This window comes from Pseudomonas sp. S3_B08, assembly GCF_054667725.1.
The window spans coordinates 3,097,808-3,112,731 of record NZ_CP162750.1; the positions used below are offsets into that span (position 1 = coordinate 3,097,808).

The 14,924-nt window shown below is 60.3% G+C and carries 14 protein-coding genes; all 14 read right to left on the minus strand.

Annotated features, from left to right (window positions below; translation table 11 throughout):
- Window positions 1-83: 83 nt before the first annotated feature.
- The gene (locus AB4N73_RS13990) at window positions 84-1,013 is read right to left on the minus strand and encodes a PfkB family carbohydrate kinase (protein WP_236168409.1); all 930 of its coding nucleotides are present in this window, start codon (window positions 1,011-1,013) and stop codon (window positions 84-86) included.
- Window positions 1,006-2,472, minus strand: coding sequence for a purine-cytosine permease family protein (locus tag AB4N73_RS13995; RefSeq protein ID WP_150742570.1), 1,467 nt, complete (start codon window positions 2,470-2,472; stop codon window positions 1,006-1,008). Before AB4N73_RS13995 ends, AB4N73_RS13990 begins: the two co-directional genes overlap by 8 nt.
- A 202-nt stretch (window positions 2,473-2,674) precedes the next feature.
- Complete coding sequence (locus AB4N73_RS14000; RefSeq protein ID WP_460142206.1) at window positions 2,675-3,673, minus strand: ADP-ribosylglycohydrolase family protein; 999 nt, start codon at window positions 3,671-3,673, stop codon at window positions 2,675-2,677.
- Window positions 3,670-4,383: a GntR family transcriptional regulator gene (locus AB4N73_RS14005; protein WP_016770970.1), complete on the minus strand. Its 714-nt coding sequence runs from the start codon at window positions 4,381-4,383 to the stop codon at window positions 3,670-3,672. The genes AB4N73_RS14000 and AB4N73_RS14005 overlap by 4 nt, the downstream gene beginning before the upstream one ends.
- 665 nt (window positions 4,384-5,048) lie before the next feature.
- Window positions 5,049-6,017 (minus strand): L-arabinose ABC transporter permease AraH, encoded by a 969-nt coding sequence (araH, locus tag AB4N73_RS14010; RefSeq protein WP_056788625.1) that lies wholly within the window; start codon window positions 6,015-6,017, stop codon window positions 5,049-5,051.
- A 12-nt stretch (window positions 6,018-6,029) separates the two neighbouring features.
- Window positions 6,030-7,577, minus strand: coding sequence for an L-arabinose ABC transporter ATP-binding protein AraG (araG, locus tag AB4N73_RS14015; RefSeq protein WP_041479431.1), 1,548 nt, complete (start codon window positions 7,575-7,577; stop codon window positions 6,030-6,032).
- 53 nt (window positions 7,578-7,630) lie between these two features.
- Window positions 7,631-8,635, minus strand: coding sequence for a substrate-binding domain-containing protein (locus AB4N73_RS14020; protein WP_016770973.1), 1,005 nt, complete (start codon window positions 8,633-8,635; stop codon window positions 7,631-7,633).
- A 137-nt stretch (window positions 8,636-8,772) separates the two neighbouring features.
- Window positions 8,773-9,591 (minus strand): SDR family oxidoreductase, encoded by an 819-nt coding sequence (locus tag AB4N73_RS14025; RefSeq protein WP_460142207.1) that lies wholly within the window; start codon window positions 9,589-9,591, stop codon window positions 8,773-8,775.
- Between the two features lie 270 nt (window positions 9,592-9,861).
- Entirely contained in the window at window positions 9,862-10,737 is an 876-nt protein-coding gene (locus AB4N73_RS14030; protein ID WP_460142208.1) for an SMP-30/gluconolactonase/LRE family protein, read from the minus strand.
- Window positions 10,738-10,871: 134 nt separating this feature from the next.
- Complete coding sequence (locus AB4N73_RS14035; RefSeq protein ID WP_460142209.1) at window positions 10,872-11,588, minus strand: FadR/GntR family transcriptional regulator; 717 nt, start codon at window positions 11,586-11,588, stop codon at window positions 10,872-10,874.
- Window positions 11,589-11,781: 193 nt separating this feature from the next.
- Window positions 11,782-12,342, minus strand: a complete 561-nt coding sequence (locus AB4N73_RS14040) for a DUF1285 domain-containing protein (protein ID WP_041479438.1) — start codon at window positions 12,340-12,342, stop codon at window positions 11,782-11,784.
- 14 nt (window positions 12,343-12,356) lie between these two features.
- On the minus strand, window positions 12,357-12,962 hold the full coding sequence (locus AB4N73_RS14045; protein WP_016770979.1) for a DUF4823 domain-containing protein: 606 nt from the start codon (window positions 12,960-12,962) through the stop codon (window positions 12,357-12,359).
- Between the two features lie 165 nt (window positions 12,963-13,127).
- Window positions 13,128-14,096, minus strand: coding sequence for a GTP 3',8-cyclase MoaA (locus tag AB4N73_RS14050; RefSeq protein ID WP_041479439.1), 969 nt, complete (start codon window positions 14,094-14,096; stop codon window positions 13,128-13,130).
- Between the two features lie 138 nt (window positions 14,097-14,234).
- On the minus strand, window positions 14,235-14,873 hold the full coding sequence (locus tag AB4N73_RS14055; protein WP_016770981.1) for a TetR/AcrR family transcriptional regulator: 639 nt from the start codon (window positions 14,871-14,873) through the stop codon (window positions 14,235-14,237).
- Window positions 14,874-14,924 lie beyond the last annotated feature (51 nt).

Consider the following 14,924-nt stretch of genomic DNA (forward strand, 5'->3'; position numbering starts at 1 on the left):
CCCACAGATTTTTCGGGTAGTTGCACTATTACACTTACACACGAAGACCCTGTGGGAGCTGGCTTGCCAGCGATTGCGGTGCATCAGTCGCCGCAGGATTCGCGGATAAACGCATCCACCTCACCCGCCCCCGGCGATGTAGCCGGCCCCCAGCGAGTCACCGCCAGTGCCGCTGCCGCATTGGCCCGCCGCGCCGCTTCCGGTGCATCCAACCCCTGCGCCAATCCAGCAACAAACACCCCGGCATGCGCATCACCGGCGCCATTGCTGTCCACCGCTTTGACAACAAACCCCGGCACTTGTCGACGCTCGCCCCGCTGCTGAATCCAGCAACCCTGCGGCCCGTCGCGCACCACCATCAGCACATTTTCCGGCAGGAGCTTCGCGAGCCGATCCATTGCCGCGCCAATTTCATCAGCCACGGTAAATCGCAGCGCCTCAACACTGTTGCTGGTCCACACATTGATGCGCGGTAGCAACGCCTGCATCATCGGCGCGTCAGGTGACTCCACCAACGGCCCCGGGTCGAACACCACATTGACCGACGCCGGCAGCGCCAGCGTCCAGTCGAGCAACGCCTGCGCCTTGCCCTCGTGCAGCAGACTGTAACCGCTGAGATAAACGTAATCGCCGGGCTCAGCAGCCACATTGTTCAAATCGTCTTCGGTCACCTCACCTTCAGCGCCGATATAGGAAATGAAACTGCGTTCAGCCGACGCATCGGTCAGCGCCACACACAGACCGGTGTCGCGCTCGGCCGGTTCGCGGATGCCGATGCAGATACCTTCCGCCTGCATCGCGTGGCGCGCCAGGTCACCAAACCGCCCCGTGCCATGGCGACCGAGGTAAACCACCGGCAGACCGTTACGCACCGCAGCGGCCATTACGTTGAAACCGCCGCCCGCTTCGAAACCGGCCGACTGCGCCAGCACATCACCGCCAATCTGCGGCAGCTTATCCACGGCCATGACCAGGTCGATGATGACCTGGCCGGTGTGCAACATCTTAGGCATGAGCATTCTCGGGTTGCGCGGCGCGGCGATCTTTCGCACCGCCAAGTATCAGGTAAATGCCACCGGCGACGACGAAGGTCACGATCCAGCCGAGGCCGTTGTGGCCCAGCCAGGAGTCGGACAGAAAGCCCTTGAACCAGACGTTCTCGGCAGTGGTGCCGATGGTGGTGAAGCTGAAACCAAGGACGATGGCGATCGCCCAGGCGCCAAACGCGCGCCACTCGATGCCGCCGCGATACCAGTAGGCGCTGCTCGGGCTGACATCGAGCAGGTCTTTGGGGCTGTAGTAGTGACGGTGAATCAGATCGACGACGAAAATCCCCACCCATGCGGTGATCGGCACTGCCAGCAGGGAAATGAAGGTAATGAACGGGCCGTAGAAACTGTCGGCGATCAGCATGAAGTAGATCGAGCCGGCGAAGATCGCGACGATGTCGACCACTACCGCGTAGACGCGTTTGACCTTGAGGCCCAGGGTCAGCGTGGTCAGGCCGGCGGAATATACCGACAGGTTGTTCGACAGCAGCAGGCCGCCGAACGCGGTGATCAAGTACGGCACGGCCATCCAGGTCGGCAACATGTCCCGGATCGCCACGATCGGGTCAGTCGCCGACGCCAGGTCATTGTTGCCCACCGACAACAAGCCGCCGAGGGTGATCAGCAGCACCAGCGGGATCCCTGCGCCGAACGCCGCCGACGCCACCAGGCGCACTGCCTTGACGCTGCGATGCTGATAGCGCGACATGTCAGCGCCAGCGTTGGCCCAGCCGATGCCGGTGCCGGCGGCCATGGTGCCGATGCCGATGATCATTGCGCTCAGCGGTGCTGGCGTGGCGTTGAACACCGCACTCCAGTCGATCGTCGCGCAGAGGAAACCACCGACGAGAATGTTCAGCGCACCGAACACATAGGTCGCCCACTTCTGGATCACCAGCAAAGTCGCGTGGCCGAGGCCGGACACCGACAAGGTCAGCAGGACGAAGATGGCGATAAAGATCAGCGTCAGTATCGGCGCACTTTTCGCCTCGACCGGCGAGCCGAACAGGATCGAGCACAGCGACAGCAGGACGAAGGCTGCGGTGGTGGTGTTGACGGTTTCCCAACCCAGACGCGACATCAGCGAAACCAGCGTCGGGCCGATGTTGCCGCGTACGCCGAAGATTGCCCGGGACAGCGTCAGGCTCGGCGCGCGGCCACGGCGCCCGGCAATCGAGATGATCCCGACCACGGCAAACGAACCGGCGGCACCGAGGATGGCGACGATGATCGCCTGCCAGATCGCCAGCCCGCGAAACGCCACCAGCGTAGCGCCCAGCGGCAGGCCGAGGATGGAAATATTGGCCGCAAACCAGACCCAGAACAGCTGCAACGGATGACCGTTGCACTCGGCTTCCGGCACCGGCTCGATGCCCCGGGTTTCCAATTGCCCGACGCTCTGCCCGGCGGTTGATGAACTCATGAAGATGCTCCTGTTTGCCTTTTTTGTGGTTGTGGCAATGATGCAAAACGACAAGACAACCGGCCTTCCGAGGCCTGTCTGTGCGATCCATTGCTGTGTGAATTCTTTAGAAATGCGCCGCCCCTTTCGCGAGCAGGCTCGCTCCCACAAGGAAATGCATTCCAATTGTGGGAGCGAGCCTGCTCGCGAAGAGGCCAGCCAGTCAACGCAAGGCCAACAGCCCCTGCACCAACGGTTCCAGCTCAAGTTGATTAACGACTTTCACCGTCTCGATCATCGGCTCCGGCCAGCACTCAAGCCCCGGGCAGGCCCCGAGCATGGCGCCGAGAATCGCCGCGATGGTATCCGTGTCGCCGCCGAGACTGGCGGCCATGCACAACGCCTCGAATGCCGTCATCTCGCCGATGGCCACTTGCTGGGCCAGTGCGAATGAGACCACCACCGACTCCTGCGACGCCACCGATGTACCGATCACGTCGTAGAGCAGATCGGCGAGCAGTGCTTTGTCACTGTCGACGCTGATACTGCGCGCCCAACTGATGCGCGAGGCCATGCGCCCGCCAGCGACCCAATGCCCGTGGGCTTCGGCTTGCTGGGCAATCTGCTGGCCAAGATTCAGCGCCTCGCCCAGATCGACGCCATTGATGCCAGCGGAAACCACCGCCGCCACCGCCGCCGCACTGGAAATCCCCAGCGTGGTGTTATGCGTCACCTGGCAAGCCTGCACGACCGCCGCAATGAAGCGCTGCGGATCGGCCACGTTCGCGGCAATGCCCACCGGGGTGATGCGCATCGCCGCGCCATTGGTGGTGCCGTAGCGCCCGGCTTCTTCCGGGGAATGCCCGGCGAGGATCATTTCAATGGCGCGTTTGGTCGAGGGGCCGAGCAAGTCCTGCGAGCCTTTGGCCTGCATCTCGGTTTCCCATTCGATCAAGCGCTGGGCGAGGACCTCCGGCTCGATACGGCCGTGACCTTCGACCAATAATTCGCCGACCAGGATCGCCTGCTCGGTGTCATCGGTGATCGAGCCTTTGGGCATGTTCGCGGCGATCGGTTGCAAGGGACCTGCGTCCTGCAAATCAGTGATCTGGCCGAAGCGCGCCTTGATCGTTTCACGATCGAGCGACTGTGTCGGCATGCCCAGCGCGTCACCCAGGGCCAGACCATAGAAAGCGCCAAGCGCACGGTTGAGCGCGGTCATTTCGATTCTCCGAATTGCAGGTGCAGACGAAAGTGCACCGGGTCGAGCAGGCTTTCGACCTGTTCCATGAAACGGTTCTGCCGGTCGTAGGTGGTGCGCAGGGCTTTGAGAAACACCGTGCCGACCGGGCGACCGAGCAACTCGGCGTCTTCGGCATTCAGCGGCTCGGCGCCGATCCACTGATCGCCGCGCTCGCCGATATAGCCGTAGGCGGCCAGGGTGATGGTCAGGGAATTGTCGATCAGGCCGACGCGGGGCAGGCTTTCCAGGCCGCCGTTGGCCGGCATCAAGGATCGTTCGAGAGACACCAGCGTACCGTCGGTGGCGCGCCGGCGACGGTCGAGGGTGATGAATTGATCGGTGCCGAAACGCACCAGCAGATCCGGGCGAGTCACGGCTTCGAGGCGCAACACTTCGGTATTGATCAGCGCCCCGCTGTCGGCCAACGCCTGCGCCCAGCCGCTGCGCTGATCCAGCGCGACACCGTCGAAAGTGACGATGGAACCGACACCGCTTTGGGTGGCGATGTAATTACGCCGCTTCAGTTCGGCCAGCGCCTCACGCAAGGTGCCACGGCTGACCTGGAATTCTTGAGCCAACTGATGTTCGCCAGGCAACAGAAAGCCGTCCTCCATGAGGCCGCTTTCGATGCGTCGGACGAGCTCGTCGACCACCCTTTGTTTCTTGTCGAATCGTACCTGTCTAATCATGTACAAATTGATAACCGAAACGGGACGTGGCGGGCAACAAAAATTTGAGGGAGGTGACCGGTGGAGAGAGCAAAATCAAGAGCCCCTCACCCTAGCCCTCTCCCGGAGGGAGAGGGAACTGATTGGGGAGTGCTCAGGAAATGCGCCGAACTGATGTTGCTTTAGCGAATCCACAATCGACCCGATATTTCAGGTCGATGTAGAACGCAAGACACCTCGGTCGGCCCCCACTCCCTTTGGGAGAGGGAACTGATTGGGGAGTGCTCAGGAAATGCGCCGAAATGATGTTGCTTTAGAGAATCCACAATCGACCCGATATTTCAGGTCGATGTAGAACGCAAGACACCTCGGTCGGCCCCCACTCCCTTTGGGAGAGGGAACTGATTGGGGAGTGCTCAGGAAATGCGCCGAAATGATGTTGCTTTAGCGAATCCACAATCGACCCGATCTTTCAGGTCGATGTACAACGCAAGACACCTCGGTCGGCCCCCTCTCCCTTTGGGAGAGGGAACTGATTGGGGAGTGCTCAGGAAATGCGCCGAAATGATGTTGCTTTAGCGAATCCACAATCGACCCGATATTTCAGGTCGATCTAGAACGCAAGACACCTCGGTCGGCCCCCTCTCCCTTTGGGAGAGGGCTGGGGTGAGGGGTAGCTTTTGACGTTACCGTTGTTTCAAGCGGTCAATGACCACGGCCAGCAACAGAATCGAACCCCGAATCACATACTGATAAAACGTGTCGATGTTCTTCAGGTTCATCGCATTCTCGATGATCGCCAGAATCAACACCCCGGCAATCACATGACGAATCATGCCGATGCCGCCACTCAACGAAACTCCGCCCAGCACGCAAGCCGAGATCACTGTCAGTTCAAAACCCTGACCAATCATTGGCTGCCCGGAAGTCATCCGCGAGGCCAGAATCACACCCGCCAGCGCGCCGATCACACCGTGCACGGCGAAGATGATGATCTTGGTGCGGTCGACGTTGACGCCCGCCAGCAGCGCCGCTTCCTGGTTGCCACCGATGGCCATGGTGTTGCGCCCATAGGTGGTGTAGTTCAGCAGCCAGCCGAAAAACAGGAAGCAGACAATAGTGATCAGGATCGGCACCGGCACACCGAACAGCTGGCCATTGCCGAAAACAAAGAACGATTCCTGCGAAACGCCGACTGCCTTGCCGTTGGCAAAGATATAGGCCAGGCCGCGCACAATCTGCATGGTCGCCAGCGTTGTAATCAAGGCATTGACGCGCAACTTGGCGATCACGATGCCGTTGATCAGCCCGACGATCAGGCCCATCGCCAACGCCGCGCTGACCCCGAGAAATACACTGTTGGTGTCACGCATTACCACTGCCGCGACCACGCCGGCACAGGCGATCACTGAGCCGACCGAGAGGTCGAAGTGTCCGGATGCCAGGCAATAAAGCATGGTGCACGCGGCGATGCCGGTGGTGGAAATCGCCAGGCCCAGGCCACGCATGTTCAGCGGCGAGAGGAAGTTGTCGATCAGCAGTGTGCAGGCGACAAAGATGCCGATCGCCGCCAGCAGCATGACCCAGTCATCGAGGAAGCGCCGCATGTCCAGCGGTTTGCGCTCGGTCGGCAGAGTTTCGTTTTGCGTAGTCATCATAGTCACCTCTCAGTTCGCCACGCCGTCAGCGCGGTGGCGTGGCAAAGCCAGTTGCAGCAGGTTGGATTCATTGGCCTGGTCGCGGCTGACTTCGCCGCGCAGGGCGCCTTCGCAGAGCACCAGGATGCGGTCGGAAATGCCCATCACTTCCATCAGATCGCTGGACACCACGATCACCGAAATACCGTCGGCGGCGAGGTTATGAATGATCTGGTAGATCTCGGCCTTGGCGCCGATGTCGATGCCACGGGTCGGTTCGTCGAGCAGCAGGACTTTCATCGGCATCGACAGCCAGCGGCCGAGAATGGCTTTCTGCTGGTTGCCGCCGGAAAGGAACTTGATCTGCTGGCCGGCGTGCGGGGTTTTCACTTTCAGGGCCTTGATCTGCTTGTCAGCATTGCCCTTTTCCCACAGGCCGCGGATCAGGCAGCCGAGCCCGGAATGCGCACCGCGGGCACTGATGTTGATGTTCTCGGCGACGCTGGCCAGGGGGATGATGCCTTCCTTCTTGCGATCTTCCGGGCAGAGCAAAATGCCGGCGGCAATCGCATCACGCGGCGAGCGCAATTTCAGCTCATGGCCGCGCAGTTCGAGACGGCCAGCGGTGTTGCGCTCCAGGCCGCTGAGCAGGCGAAACAGCTCGGTGCGCCCTGCCCCGACCAGCCCGAACAAGCCAAGGATTTCGCCCTTGTGCGCTTCGAAACTGATCGGCTCGCGCAAGCCCGGACCGAGCAAGCCGTCGACCTTCAGCGCCACGGCACCGCGCGGGCGATGGCGGTAATCGTAGATATCCTGAATGTCGCGACCGACCATGCAGGTCACCAGTTGATCGTGGGTCAACTGGCTCATGTCGTCGAATGTACGAACGTAGCGGCCGTCCTTGAACACGGTGACGGCGTCGCAGATACGGAAGACTTCTTCCATGCGATGGGACACGTAGAGCACCACTTTGCCTTCGTCGCGCAGACGACCGATGATCGCCATCAAGCGGTCGATCTCGCGCGCCGAGAGGCTGCTGGTCGGTTCGTCGAACGCGATGACGTGAGCGCCGCGCGACAGCGCTTTGGCGATTTCCACCAACTGCCGCTGACCCAGCGACAAGCGTCCGACCTTGGTTTGCGGATCGATTTCGTCGGCCAAGCCTTTCAGGCAATTCAAGGCTTTCTGACGCAGCTCACTGCGATTGATCAGGCCGAAACTGGCCGGCAGATGGCCGAGAAACAGGTTTTCGGCCACGGTCATTTCCGGGACCAGATGCAGTTCCTGGTGAATCACCGCGACGCCGCTGCCGATGCTGTCAGCGGTGGACTTGAACGCCATCGCCTGCTCGCCGATCTGCAGCTCGCCGCTGCTCGGAATGTAAGCACCACCGAGAATCTTCAGCAGGGTCGATTTGCCCGCGCCGTTCTCGCCCATCAGGGCATGAACCTGGCCGGGGTGGGCGACGAAGCTGATGCCGTCGAGCGCTTTCACGCCGGGAAAGGTCTTGCCGATCCCGTTGAAGCGCAGGCTGCCGCTGGCGCCGTGTTGTTCTTGTGTCTGTACTTGCGCGTGCATAAAGCCACCTCTTCACACCGAAAAACGGCCCGGCTGCCCGGGCCGTCGCTGCCTCAGTTCCACAAGCCGATTTTTTCCAGCTCTTGCTTGAAGTTTTCGCGGGTGATCAGGGTGACGTCATCCATGGCGGTGTACTTCGGCGGCTCTTTGCCGGCGGTGATCCACTCGTACATCATCTCGGCGGTCTTGTAGCCTTCGATGTGCGGACTTGGCAGCATCGACCCGAAGAAGCCGCTGTTAGGCTTTTTCAACTCGCCGATGGCGTCGGTGCCGTTGATGCCGATGCCGATCACGTTGCTCGCGGCAAAACCGGCCGCTTCGGTGGCGCGCACGCCGCCGAGCACGGTGTTGTCGTTCATGCCGCCGATGATCAGGTTTTTCGCCGCGCTCGGCAGTTTCACCAGCGCCGAGTTGGTGGCGTCCATGCTGCCCGGTACGTCGAGGGTTTTCAGTGCGGCGAAGAGGATGTGATCCTCGGGCATGCCGGCCTTCTTCAGGGCATCGACCGAACCGTCGGTGCGCTTCTTGCCGGTGTCGAGTTCGTTATAGGTGTTGACCACCGCGTAGGTGTCTTTCCAGTCCCAGTTACGCTTTTTCGCTTCGGCAGCCATGGCGGCGCCCTGCTTTTGACCCACTTCAAACGCGGCCATGCCCAGGTACGGCACGTCTTCCATGAACTTGCCGTTGGCGTCGACAAAACGGTCGTCGACGGCAATCACTTTCAAGTCGTTGATCTTGGCTTTGGCCATGATGGCAGGGCCGAGGGACACGTCCGGCGGGCAGATCACGAAGCCCTTGGCGCCGTTGGCGGCCAGGCTGTCGATGGCCGAAAGGGTCTTCTCGCCATCCGGTACCGCGATCTTGATCAGTTCAAAGCCTTTGTCCTTGGCGGCTTTTTCGGCAAAAGCCCATTCGGTCTGGAACCACGGTTCTTCGGCCTGCTTGACCAGAAAACCGATCTTCACCGCGTCGGCGGCGAGCAGCGCACTGCTCAGGCTGAACGCAGTGACCGCCAGGGCAGTGCTGCACAGGGTACGAATCCCGAAACGACGTTTCATCAGATGACTCCTTGTTATTTTTTTTGAGCAAGGTTTGAAAAGCGTTGAAGCGTGTTCTCAGTGAAGCTGGTTGAAAATAGTCATATCGTATGATGATTGGATTTCAAGCGTAGTTCAGCGCTGGAAATCCGTTTTATTCAGTCGTGGTACATCACCGAGCGGCCACCATCGATGGTGATGCACGAAGCATTGATAAACGGTGCCTCATCGCTGGCCAGAAACACCGCCGTCATCGCCACTTCGATCGGCTGGCCGATGCGCTTGGGCGGGTGCAGGTCAAAGGCGCGCTGCCGCTCGGCGTGCGGATCGGCAAAGCCATTCCAGTAATCGACGTTCAGCTGCGTTTCGATGTAGCCCGGTGCGATGGCGTTGACGCGAATGCCTTTGGCCGCGTATTCGATGCCGAGTGCACGGGTCAGGCCGAGCAAGCCGTGCTTGGCCACCGGGTACGGGAAGCAGCCGGGAATGATGTGGCTGGAATGGGTCGAGGCGATGTTGATGATGCTGCCCACGCCCTGCTCGAGCATCTGCGGCAGCACGGCTTTGCAACCATACCAGGCGCCATCCAGATCAATGGCGAAGCAGCGGTGCCAGTCCTCTTCGGTCATCTGCAAAGGATCGCGGAACACATTGACCCCGGCACAGTTGACCAACACATCGATGCGGCCATGCAATTCCACGGCGCGTCGGGCCAGGGCGTGCAAATCCTGCTGATTCGACACGTCGACCTTGAGCGCCTGCACGTCATGGCCCTGATCGCGCCAGAGAGCGGCGACCTGCTCGACCTTGTCAGCCTGGATGTCGCTGATGAGTAATCTGGCTTGCTGCGCGGCGAAGGCGGCGACGATGGCTTCGCCGATGCCCTGAGCGGCCCCGGTCAGCAGCACGACCTTGTTTTTCAGGCGCTCGCCTTTCGGCGGGGCCGACACTTGCGGCAATGTCAGCGCTTCAGCCATGGCTCAGGCCTCCTGCACGCAGGCGCAAAAAAACCGGCCATCGGTCGATGTCCGGTTCTGACGGCTGGGGAAAACAGACAGGCAAGCGTCGTCAACGGCATTGAGCCGTGACGAAAGGCGGATCCCGCTGGCGCGGGCAACAAGAATTCGCTGCATCACTTCACCTGTTTTGTTCTTTTTAAGTGTGAGTGCGTGTTACTGCTGGAGCCGACTATAAACCCGACCGCCAAATAATCTCAATATATAATTTTGCATCCCATATTTTGGGATCTAGCCAGCAAAACGCGTACAGAGTTTTCCTGCAACGTCGACGCGCATGCTCAGCACCGCGCCATCCAATGGATGATTCAGTGGACTCTTGGCGCTGGTGATGAATAAGGTTTGCAAGTCTTCGCCACCGAACACACAACTGGTCGGGCGACTGACCGGCAGATCGATTTTGCGATCCACCTGCCCGTCCGGCGTCAGGCGCAGCAGGCAACTGCCGTCCCAGCGTGCATTCCACACGTAGCCTTCGGCGTCCATCGCCGAGCCATCGGGACCACCGTGTTGATCGGACGAGTAGAACACCTGCGGAGCATCGAGACTGCCGTCGGTGCGGATGAAATATCGATTGAGCGTGCTGTCGAGACTTTCACCAAACAGCAGCGTGGTGCCGTCGTCACTCCACAGCAGGGTGTTGGGGATGCCCAGGCCGAGCAGCAGCGGTGTGACGCGTTGATCGGGATCGATACGGAACAGGCCGCCGGAACGGCGCGCCAGCGGCAGATCCTCGCCGTGCTCGCCGATGTTGTTCTGCATGGTGCCCAACCACAACCGGCCCAAGGCATCGCAACGGGCTTCGTTGGGGCGGTTGCCCGGTTGCGGGTCGGCGACGCAGAACAGCGTCAAGCGTGGCTCGAGGCCGGGCGAATCGAGATCGAGGCGGTAGACACCACTGCTCAATGTCACCAGCGCATCGCCGCTGGCGCAGGGAATGAAGGCGGAGATGTGCTCGGGCATCTGCCAGATCTGCACGTTCTGGCCGATCAGGCGCAACGCTTGTCTACCGGCGATATCCACCCAGTACAACGCCTGGGTCGGCGCATCCCAGAACGGGCCTTCGCCGAGTTGCGCGCGGTGTTGGGTCAGGGCGGTGCAGGTCATCTGGAATCCTTCATGTTCTTGTTGTTTCCAATGTGGGAGCGAGCCTGCTCGCGAAAGCGGCGTGTCAGTCAATGATGATGCATCTGACCTGACGCATTCGCGAGCAGGCTCGCTCCCACAGGGAATTTTCGGTCTTAGCTGGCTTTGCGGTCCGCCATGACTTTCGGGTAAAAGCGTTTTATCGCCAGATCGGCATTGTCGATCAAGGTCATGCACGCCCACACGCCACGGGTCGAATCGCGCGCGGCGATGGCATCGGCCATGTCTTTATGGATCGGCAAGGTGCGGCGCAGTTCATCGGGGTCGGCGGCGGAGACTTCGAACGACACCGCCAGCAACGCGCCGAGGGCCGGGACCATTTGTTCGATGAACTGATTATGGCTGGCGGCCAGGATGCATTCGTGGAAAGCCTGGTCGGCACGGTTGTAATCAACGCCGCTGTCGACTGCACGTTCCAGCGCATTGAAAGTCAGTTGTACCGCTTCGATCTGCTCCGGTGTCGCCCGCTCACAGGCCCAGCGCACCGCCATCGGCTCAATGGTGCGGCGCAAATCCAGCAGGTCATCGACGAAGTTTTCCGGCAACCCATTGCGCGATAGCCAACCGACCACCTGCGGATCGAACAGATTCCAGCGCCGTACTGGCAACACCCGCGTGCCGACTTTCGGACCGACTTCGAGCATGCCTTTGGCGACGAGGGTTTTGATTGCTTCGCGGATCACCGTGCGGCTGACGCCAAGCTGCTCGCCCAGATCCGCCTCGACCTTGATGGTCTGCCCCGGCTTGACCTGACCGGCCGCAATCCAGCTGCCCAGCCAGTCAACGGTTGACGCATGAAAGCTGCTGGACATGTACACCTCAAGGCGAATCGCGATGGGTGCCTACGCTAATCATCATACGAATAACAGTCAACCGGATTTTTTTTAGCTTGCACAAACCATTGTGGGAGCGAGCCTGCTCGCGAAAGCGTCGTGTCAGTCAACATTGCTGGCGACTGATACACCGCGTTCGCGAGCAGGCTCGCTCCCACATTTTGATGTTGTGTCAGGGTTCCAGGCCGATGCGAAAGAACTCGCCGCCGCTCCACACGCCCAACCAGCGCTGGCCATCAATCTCGCGGCTCACCGCCAGTTCCACCAACTGGTAAAACACATTGCGGTGAATCAGCGCTTCAAGGTTGCTGCGCACATGCACATAGGGCGCAGGCTCCTGGGTCTCAGGATCGATCTCGACACGCAGCGGATGCTCAGTCCCCGCTTCGGTGGTTTCCTCGACGTTGGTGGTAAAGCGCAAAACCTGCGCCTCGCCCTCGCCTTGCACGTCAACGGCAACCGCCACGAACGGCGCGTCATCGACCTTGATCCCGACCTTCTCGACCGGGGTGATCAGGAAATAATCATCGCCGTCGCGGCGGATGATGGTGGAGAACAGTTTGACCATCGGCTTGCGCCCGATCGGCGTACCCAGGTAGTACCAGGTGCCGTCACGGGCAATGCGCATGTCGATGTCGCCGCAGAAATCCGGGTTCCACAAATGCACCGGTGGCAGGCCTTTGGTCTTGGGGATCTGCCCCAGCAGGTCATTGGCTGTTTGCGGGTCACTCATGGCGTACTCCTTGATTACTGGTCGCCGATCCCCAGCAGGCTGCGTGCGTATTGCGCCAGCGGCGGACCGATGAGGTCTTCGGGTTTGGAATCATGGAACGTCAGTAAACCGCCACGACTCTTGATCCGTGCAGTATCAATCAAATACTGGGTGCTGGTCTCGATCAACATGATCTGAATCACGCCGCCATCGATACCGAGGCGATCCACGGCTTCCTGGTCCAGCCACTCGTCGGAGTTGCCGATGCGGTCATCAGCCTTGGCGAAACGTGTGTAGAGCAGGTAATGCGCCCCGGCATCACGGGCTTCGCCCATGGCTTGGTCGAGGCCTTCCGGCGCACGGGCGCGGCGGACCATCGGGAAGTATTCGACAAAGCCCTTGAAGGCTTCTTCGGCGACCACGTTCGGCCGTGGATAGGAACCACCCGGTGGCGCGAACGCGCCCTGGGCGATAAAGATGAACGAGTCCGGCTGAATGCGGAGATTGTTCACCCGGCGGCTGTCGCTATGGTCCAGAAGCCCCGCATCGCTCATGTGATAGCGAGTGCCTTCGGCCATATCGCTGACATTCATGCAGCCGCCAAGCGCCAAAACGGCCAGCAGCAAAACCAGGCTACGCATCCTATTCCTCCAGAAGCCGGTGTCGGAAAACCGGCGAATGGCCGTTGAATGCAGCTTTTGCGCCAGCTCGACAAATTCAGTGATAGAGGCATTCGCGAGCAGGCTCGCTCCCACAATTGAAATGCATTCCAAATGTGGGGCGAGCCTGCTCGCGAAAGCCGTTGTTCAACCGCCAATAATCTTCATGACAGTAGCGCCGCCAGAGAACGCCACCTCCTGTTTGTCACCCAACGCCTTGACCAGCAAACGTTGCAGCGCCGGCAACGCCTGGTGGCGCGGCTTGTCGAGCAGATCGCCGACATAGTGGCGGTTGCTCGACGATAAACAGCCATGCAGCCAACCGGTCGATGACAGGCGCAAGCGCGAACAAGTGCGGCAGAACGGCACACTTTCGTTGGCGATCACCCCGAAAGTGCCGCGACCGGGAATCGCATAGCGCACAGCCGTGGCGTCCACCGGTGCGTCGGTCTGGGCGTATTCATAACGTTCGCCGATCAGGCCGAGCAACTGCTCAAGGCTGACGAACTGCTGCAGGAAGGCATTGGAATCCTTGGCCAGATGGCCCATGCGCATCAGCTCGATGAAACGCAGTTCGAAGCCGCGCTCCAGACAGTAGTCGAGCAGCGGCATGACCTGATCGAGGTTCTGCCCGCGCAACGGCACCATGTTGACCTTGATCTTCATCCCGGCGGCGGCAGCCTGATCCATGCCATCGAGCACGCTGGCCAGATCGCCGCCACGAGCGATGCTGCGAAACGCAGCGGCATCAAGAGTATCGAGGGAAACGTTGATTCGACGCAGACCGGCATCGACCAGCAGCGGCAGTTTTTTCGCGAGGAGTTGACCATTGGTGGTCAGGCTGATGTCGTCGAGGCCCATCTGGCCGACGGCAGTCATGAACGATTCGAGTTTGGGGCTGACCAGTGGCTCGCCGCCAGTGATGCGCAGGCGCTCGATGCCGGCCGCTTCGATCAGGTATTCGACGCCGCGCGCCATGGCTTCGGCCGACAGTTCATCCTGCGCAGCGACCAACCGCTTGCCGTTGGGCACGCAGTAGGTACAGGCGTAATTGCAGGCAGAGGTCAGGCTGATGCGCAGATTGCGAAAACGCCTGCCTTGACGGTCAACGATCATGAAACACTCCGGCGAAAGAAAATCGAGCGAGCAAAACTTGACTGAGAAATCAGGTTTTAGCAAGCCCTATGCCTGAGTATATTCCTGTGCTATTGCGCCATGTTGCTAAAACACGGCGCAATCAGCCCGCTGAATGACTTATGTGCTCGGCGTTTCCGGGTCGCGCTTGCGCTTGTTGCCCATGCGCACGCCGATGTCCATCAGGAACTGGAAGAAGCCTTCCTGATCTTCCAGCACGTTGCTCCAGAACGGCGAGTGATACAGCGCCACCGCGCCGTGCACCAACGCCCAGGATGCGCAGTAGTGGAAGTACGGCGGCACGTCTTCGAGCTTGCCTTCGCTGATGCGACCCTTGATCAGCAGGGTCAGGCGTTCGAAGTTCGAGGCACGGATCTTGTGCAGTTCCTCGACCATCTCCGGCACCTGATTGCCCTTGACCACTTTCTCTTCGAGGCGGTCGAACAGGCGATAGCGCTGCGGGTCGCGCATGCGGAATTCGAAGTAGGCGCGGGACAGCGCTTCCTTGTCCTTGTCGACATCCGCCGAATGCAGCAGCTCGTTCAGATCGCGCTCGTAGTCGAGCATCAGGCGCAAGTAGATCTCGGCCTTGGATTTGAAGTGCTTGTAGATCGTGCCTTTGCCGATACCCACGGCATCAGCAATCATCTCGACGGTGACACTGTCTTCACCCTGGTCGAGGAACAGCTTGAGCGCGGTATCGAGAATTTCCTGCTCGCGGCGACGAAATTCACGGACCTTACGAGGTTCTTTATGCATAAGAAAAAGGTCTGAAGGGTCAAAATTCGAAGCCGCGTATTATGCCTAACT

Bases quoted from the DNA above. Each gene is read 5' to 3' on its own strand.
- AB4N73_RS14025 (WP_460142207.1), bottom strand. From the start codon at position 9,591: ATGGCTGAAGCGCTGACATTGCCGCAAGTGTCGGCCCCGCCGAAAGGC.
- araG (WP_041479431.1), bottom strand. From the start codon at position 7,577: ATGCACGCGCAAGTACAGACACAAGAACAACACGGCGCCAGCGGCAGC.
- AB4N73_RS14050 (WP_041479439.1), bottom strand. From the start codon at position 14,096: ATGATCGTTGACCGTCAAGGCAGGCGTTTTCGCAATCTGCGCATCAGC.
- araH (WP_056788625.1), bottom strand. From the start codon at position 6,017: ATGACTACGCAAAACGAAACTCTGCCGACCGAGCGCAAACCGCTGGAC.
- AB4N73_RS14055 (WP_016770981.1), bottom strand. From the start codon at position 14,873: ATGCATAAAGAACCTCGTAAGGTCCGTGAATTTCGTCGCCGCGAGCAG.
- AB4N73_RS14000 (WP_460142206.1), bottom strand. From the start codon at position 3,673: ATGACCGCGCTCAACCGTGCGCTTGGCGCTTTCTATGGTCTGGCCCTG.
- AB4N73_RS14005 (WP_016770970.1), bottom strand. From the start codon at position 4,383: ATGATTAGACAGGTACGATTCGACAAGAAACAAAGGGTGGTCGACGAG.
- AB4N73_RS14035 (WP_460142209.1), bottom strand. From the start codon at position 11,588: ATGTCCAGCAGCTTTCATGCGTCAACCGTTGACTGGCTGGGCAGCTGG.
- AB4N73_RS14030 (WP_460142208.1), bottom strand. From the start codon at position 10,737: ATGACCTGCACCGCCCTGACCCAACACCGCGCGCAACTCGGCGAAGGC.
- AB4N73_RS13990 (WP_236168409.1), bottom strand. From the start codon at position 1,013: ATGCCTAAGATGTTGCACACCGGCCAGGTCATCATCGACCTGGTCATG.
- AB4N73_RS14045 (WP_016770979.1), bottom strand. From the start codon at position 12,962: ATGCGTAGCCTGGTTTTGCTGCTGGCCGTTTTGGCGCTTGGCGGCTGC.
- AB4N73_RS14040 (WP_041479438.1), bottom strand. From the start codon at position 12,342: ATGAGTGACCCGCAAACAGCCAATGACCTGCTGGGGCAGATCCCCAAG.
- AB4N73_RS14020 (WP_016770973.1), bottom strand. From the start codon at position 8,635: ATGAAACGTCGTTTCGGGATTCGTACCCTGTGCAGCACTGCCCTGGCG.
- AB4N73_RS13995 (WP_150742570.1), bottom strand. From the start codon at position 2,472: ATGAGTTCATCAACCGCCGGGCAGAGCGTCGGGCAATTGGAAACCCGG.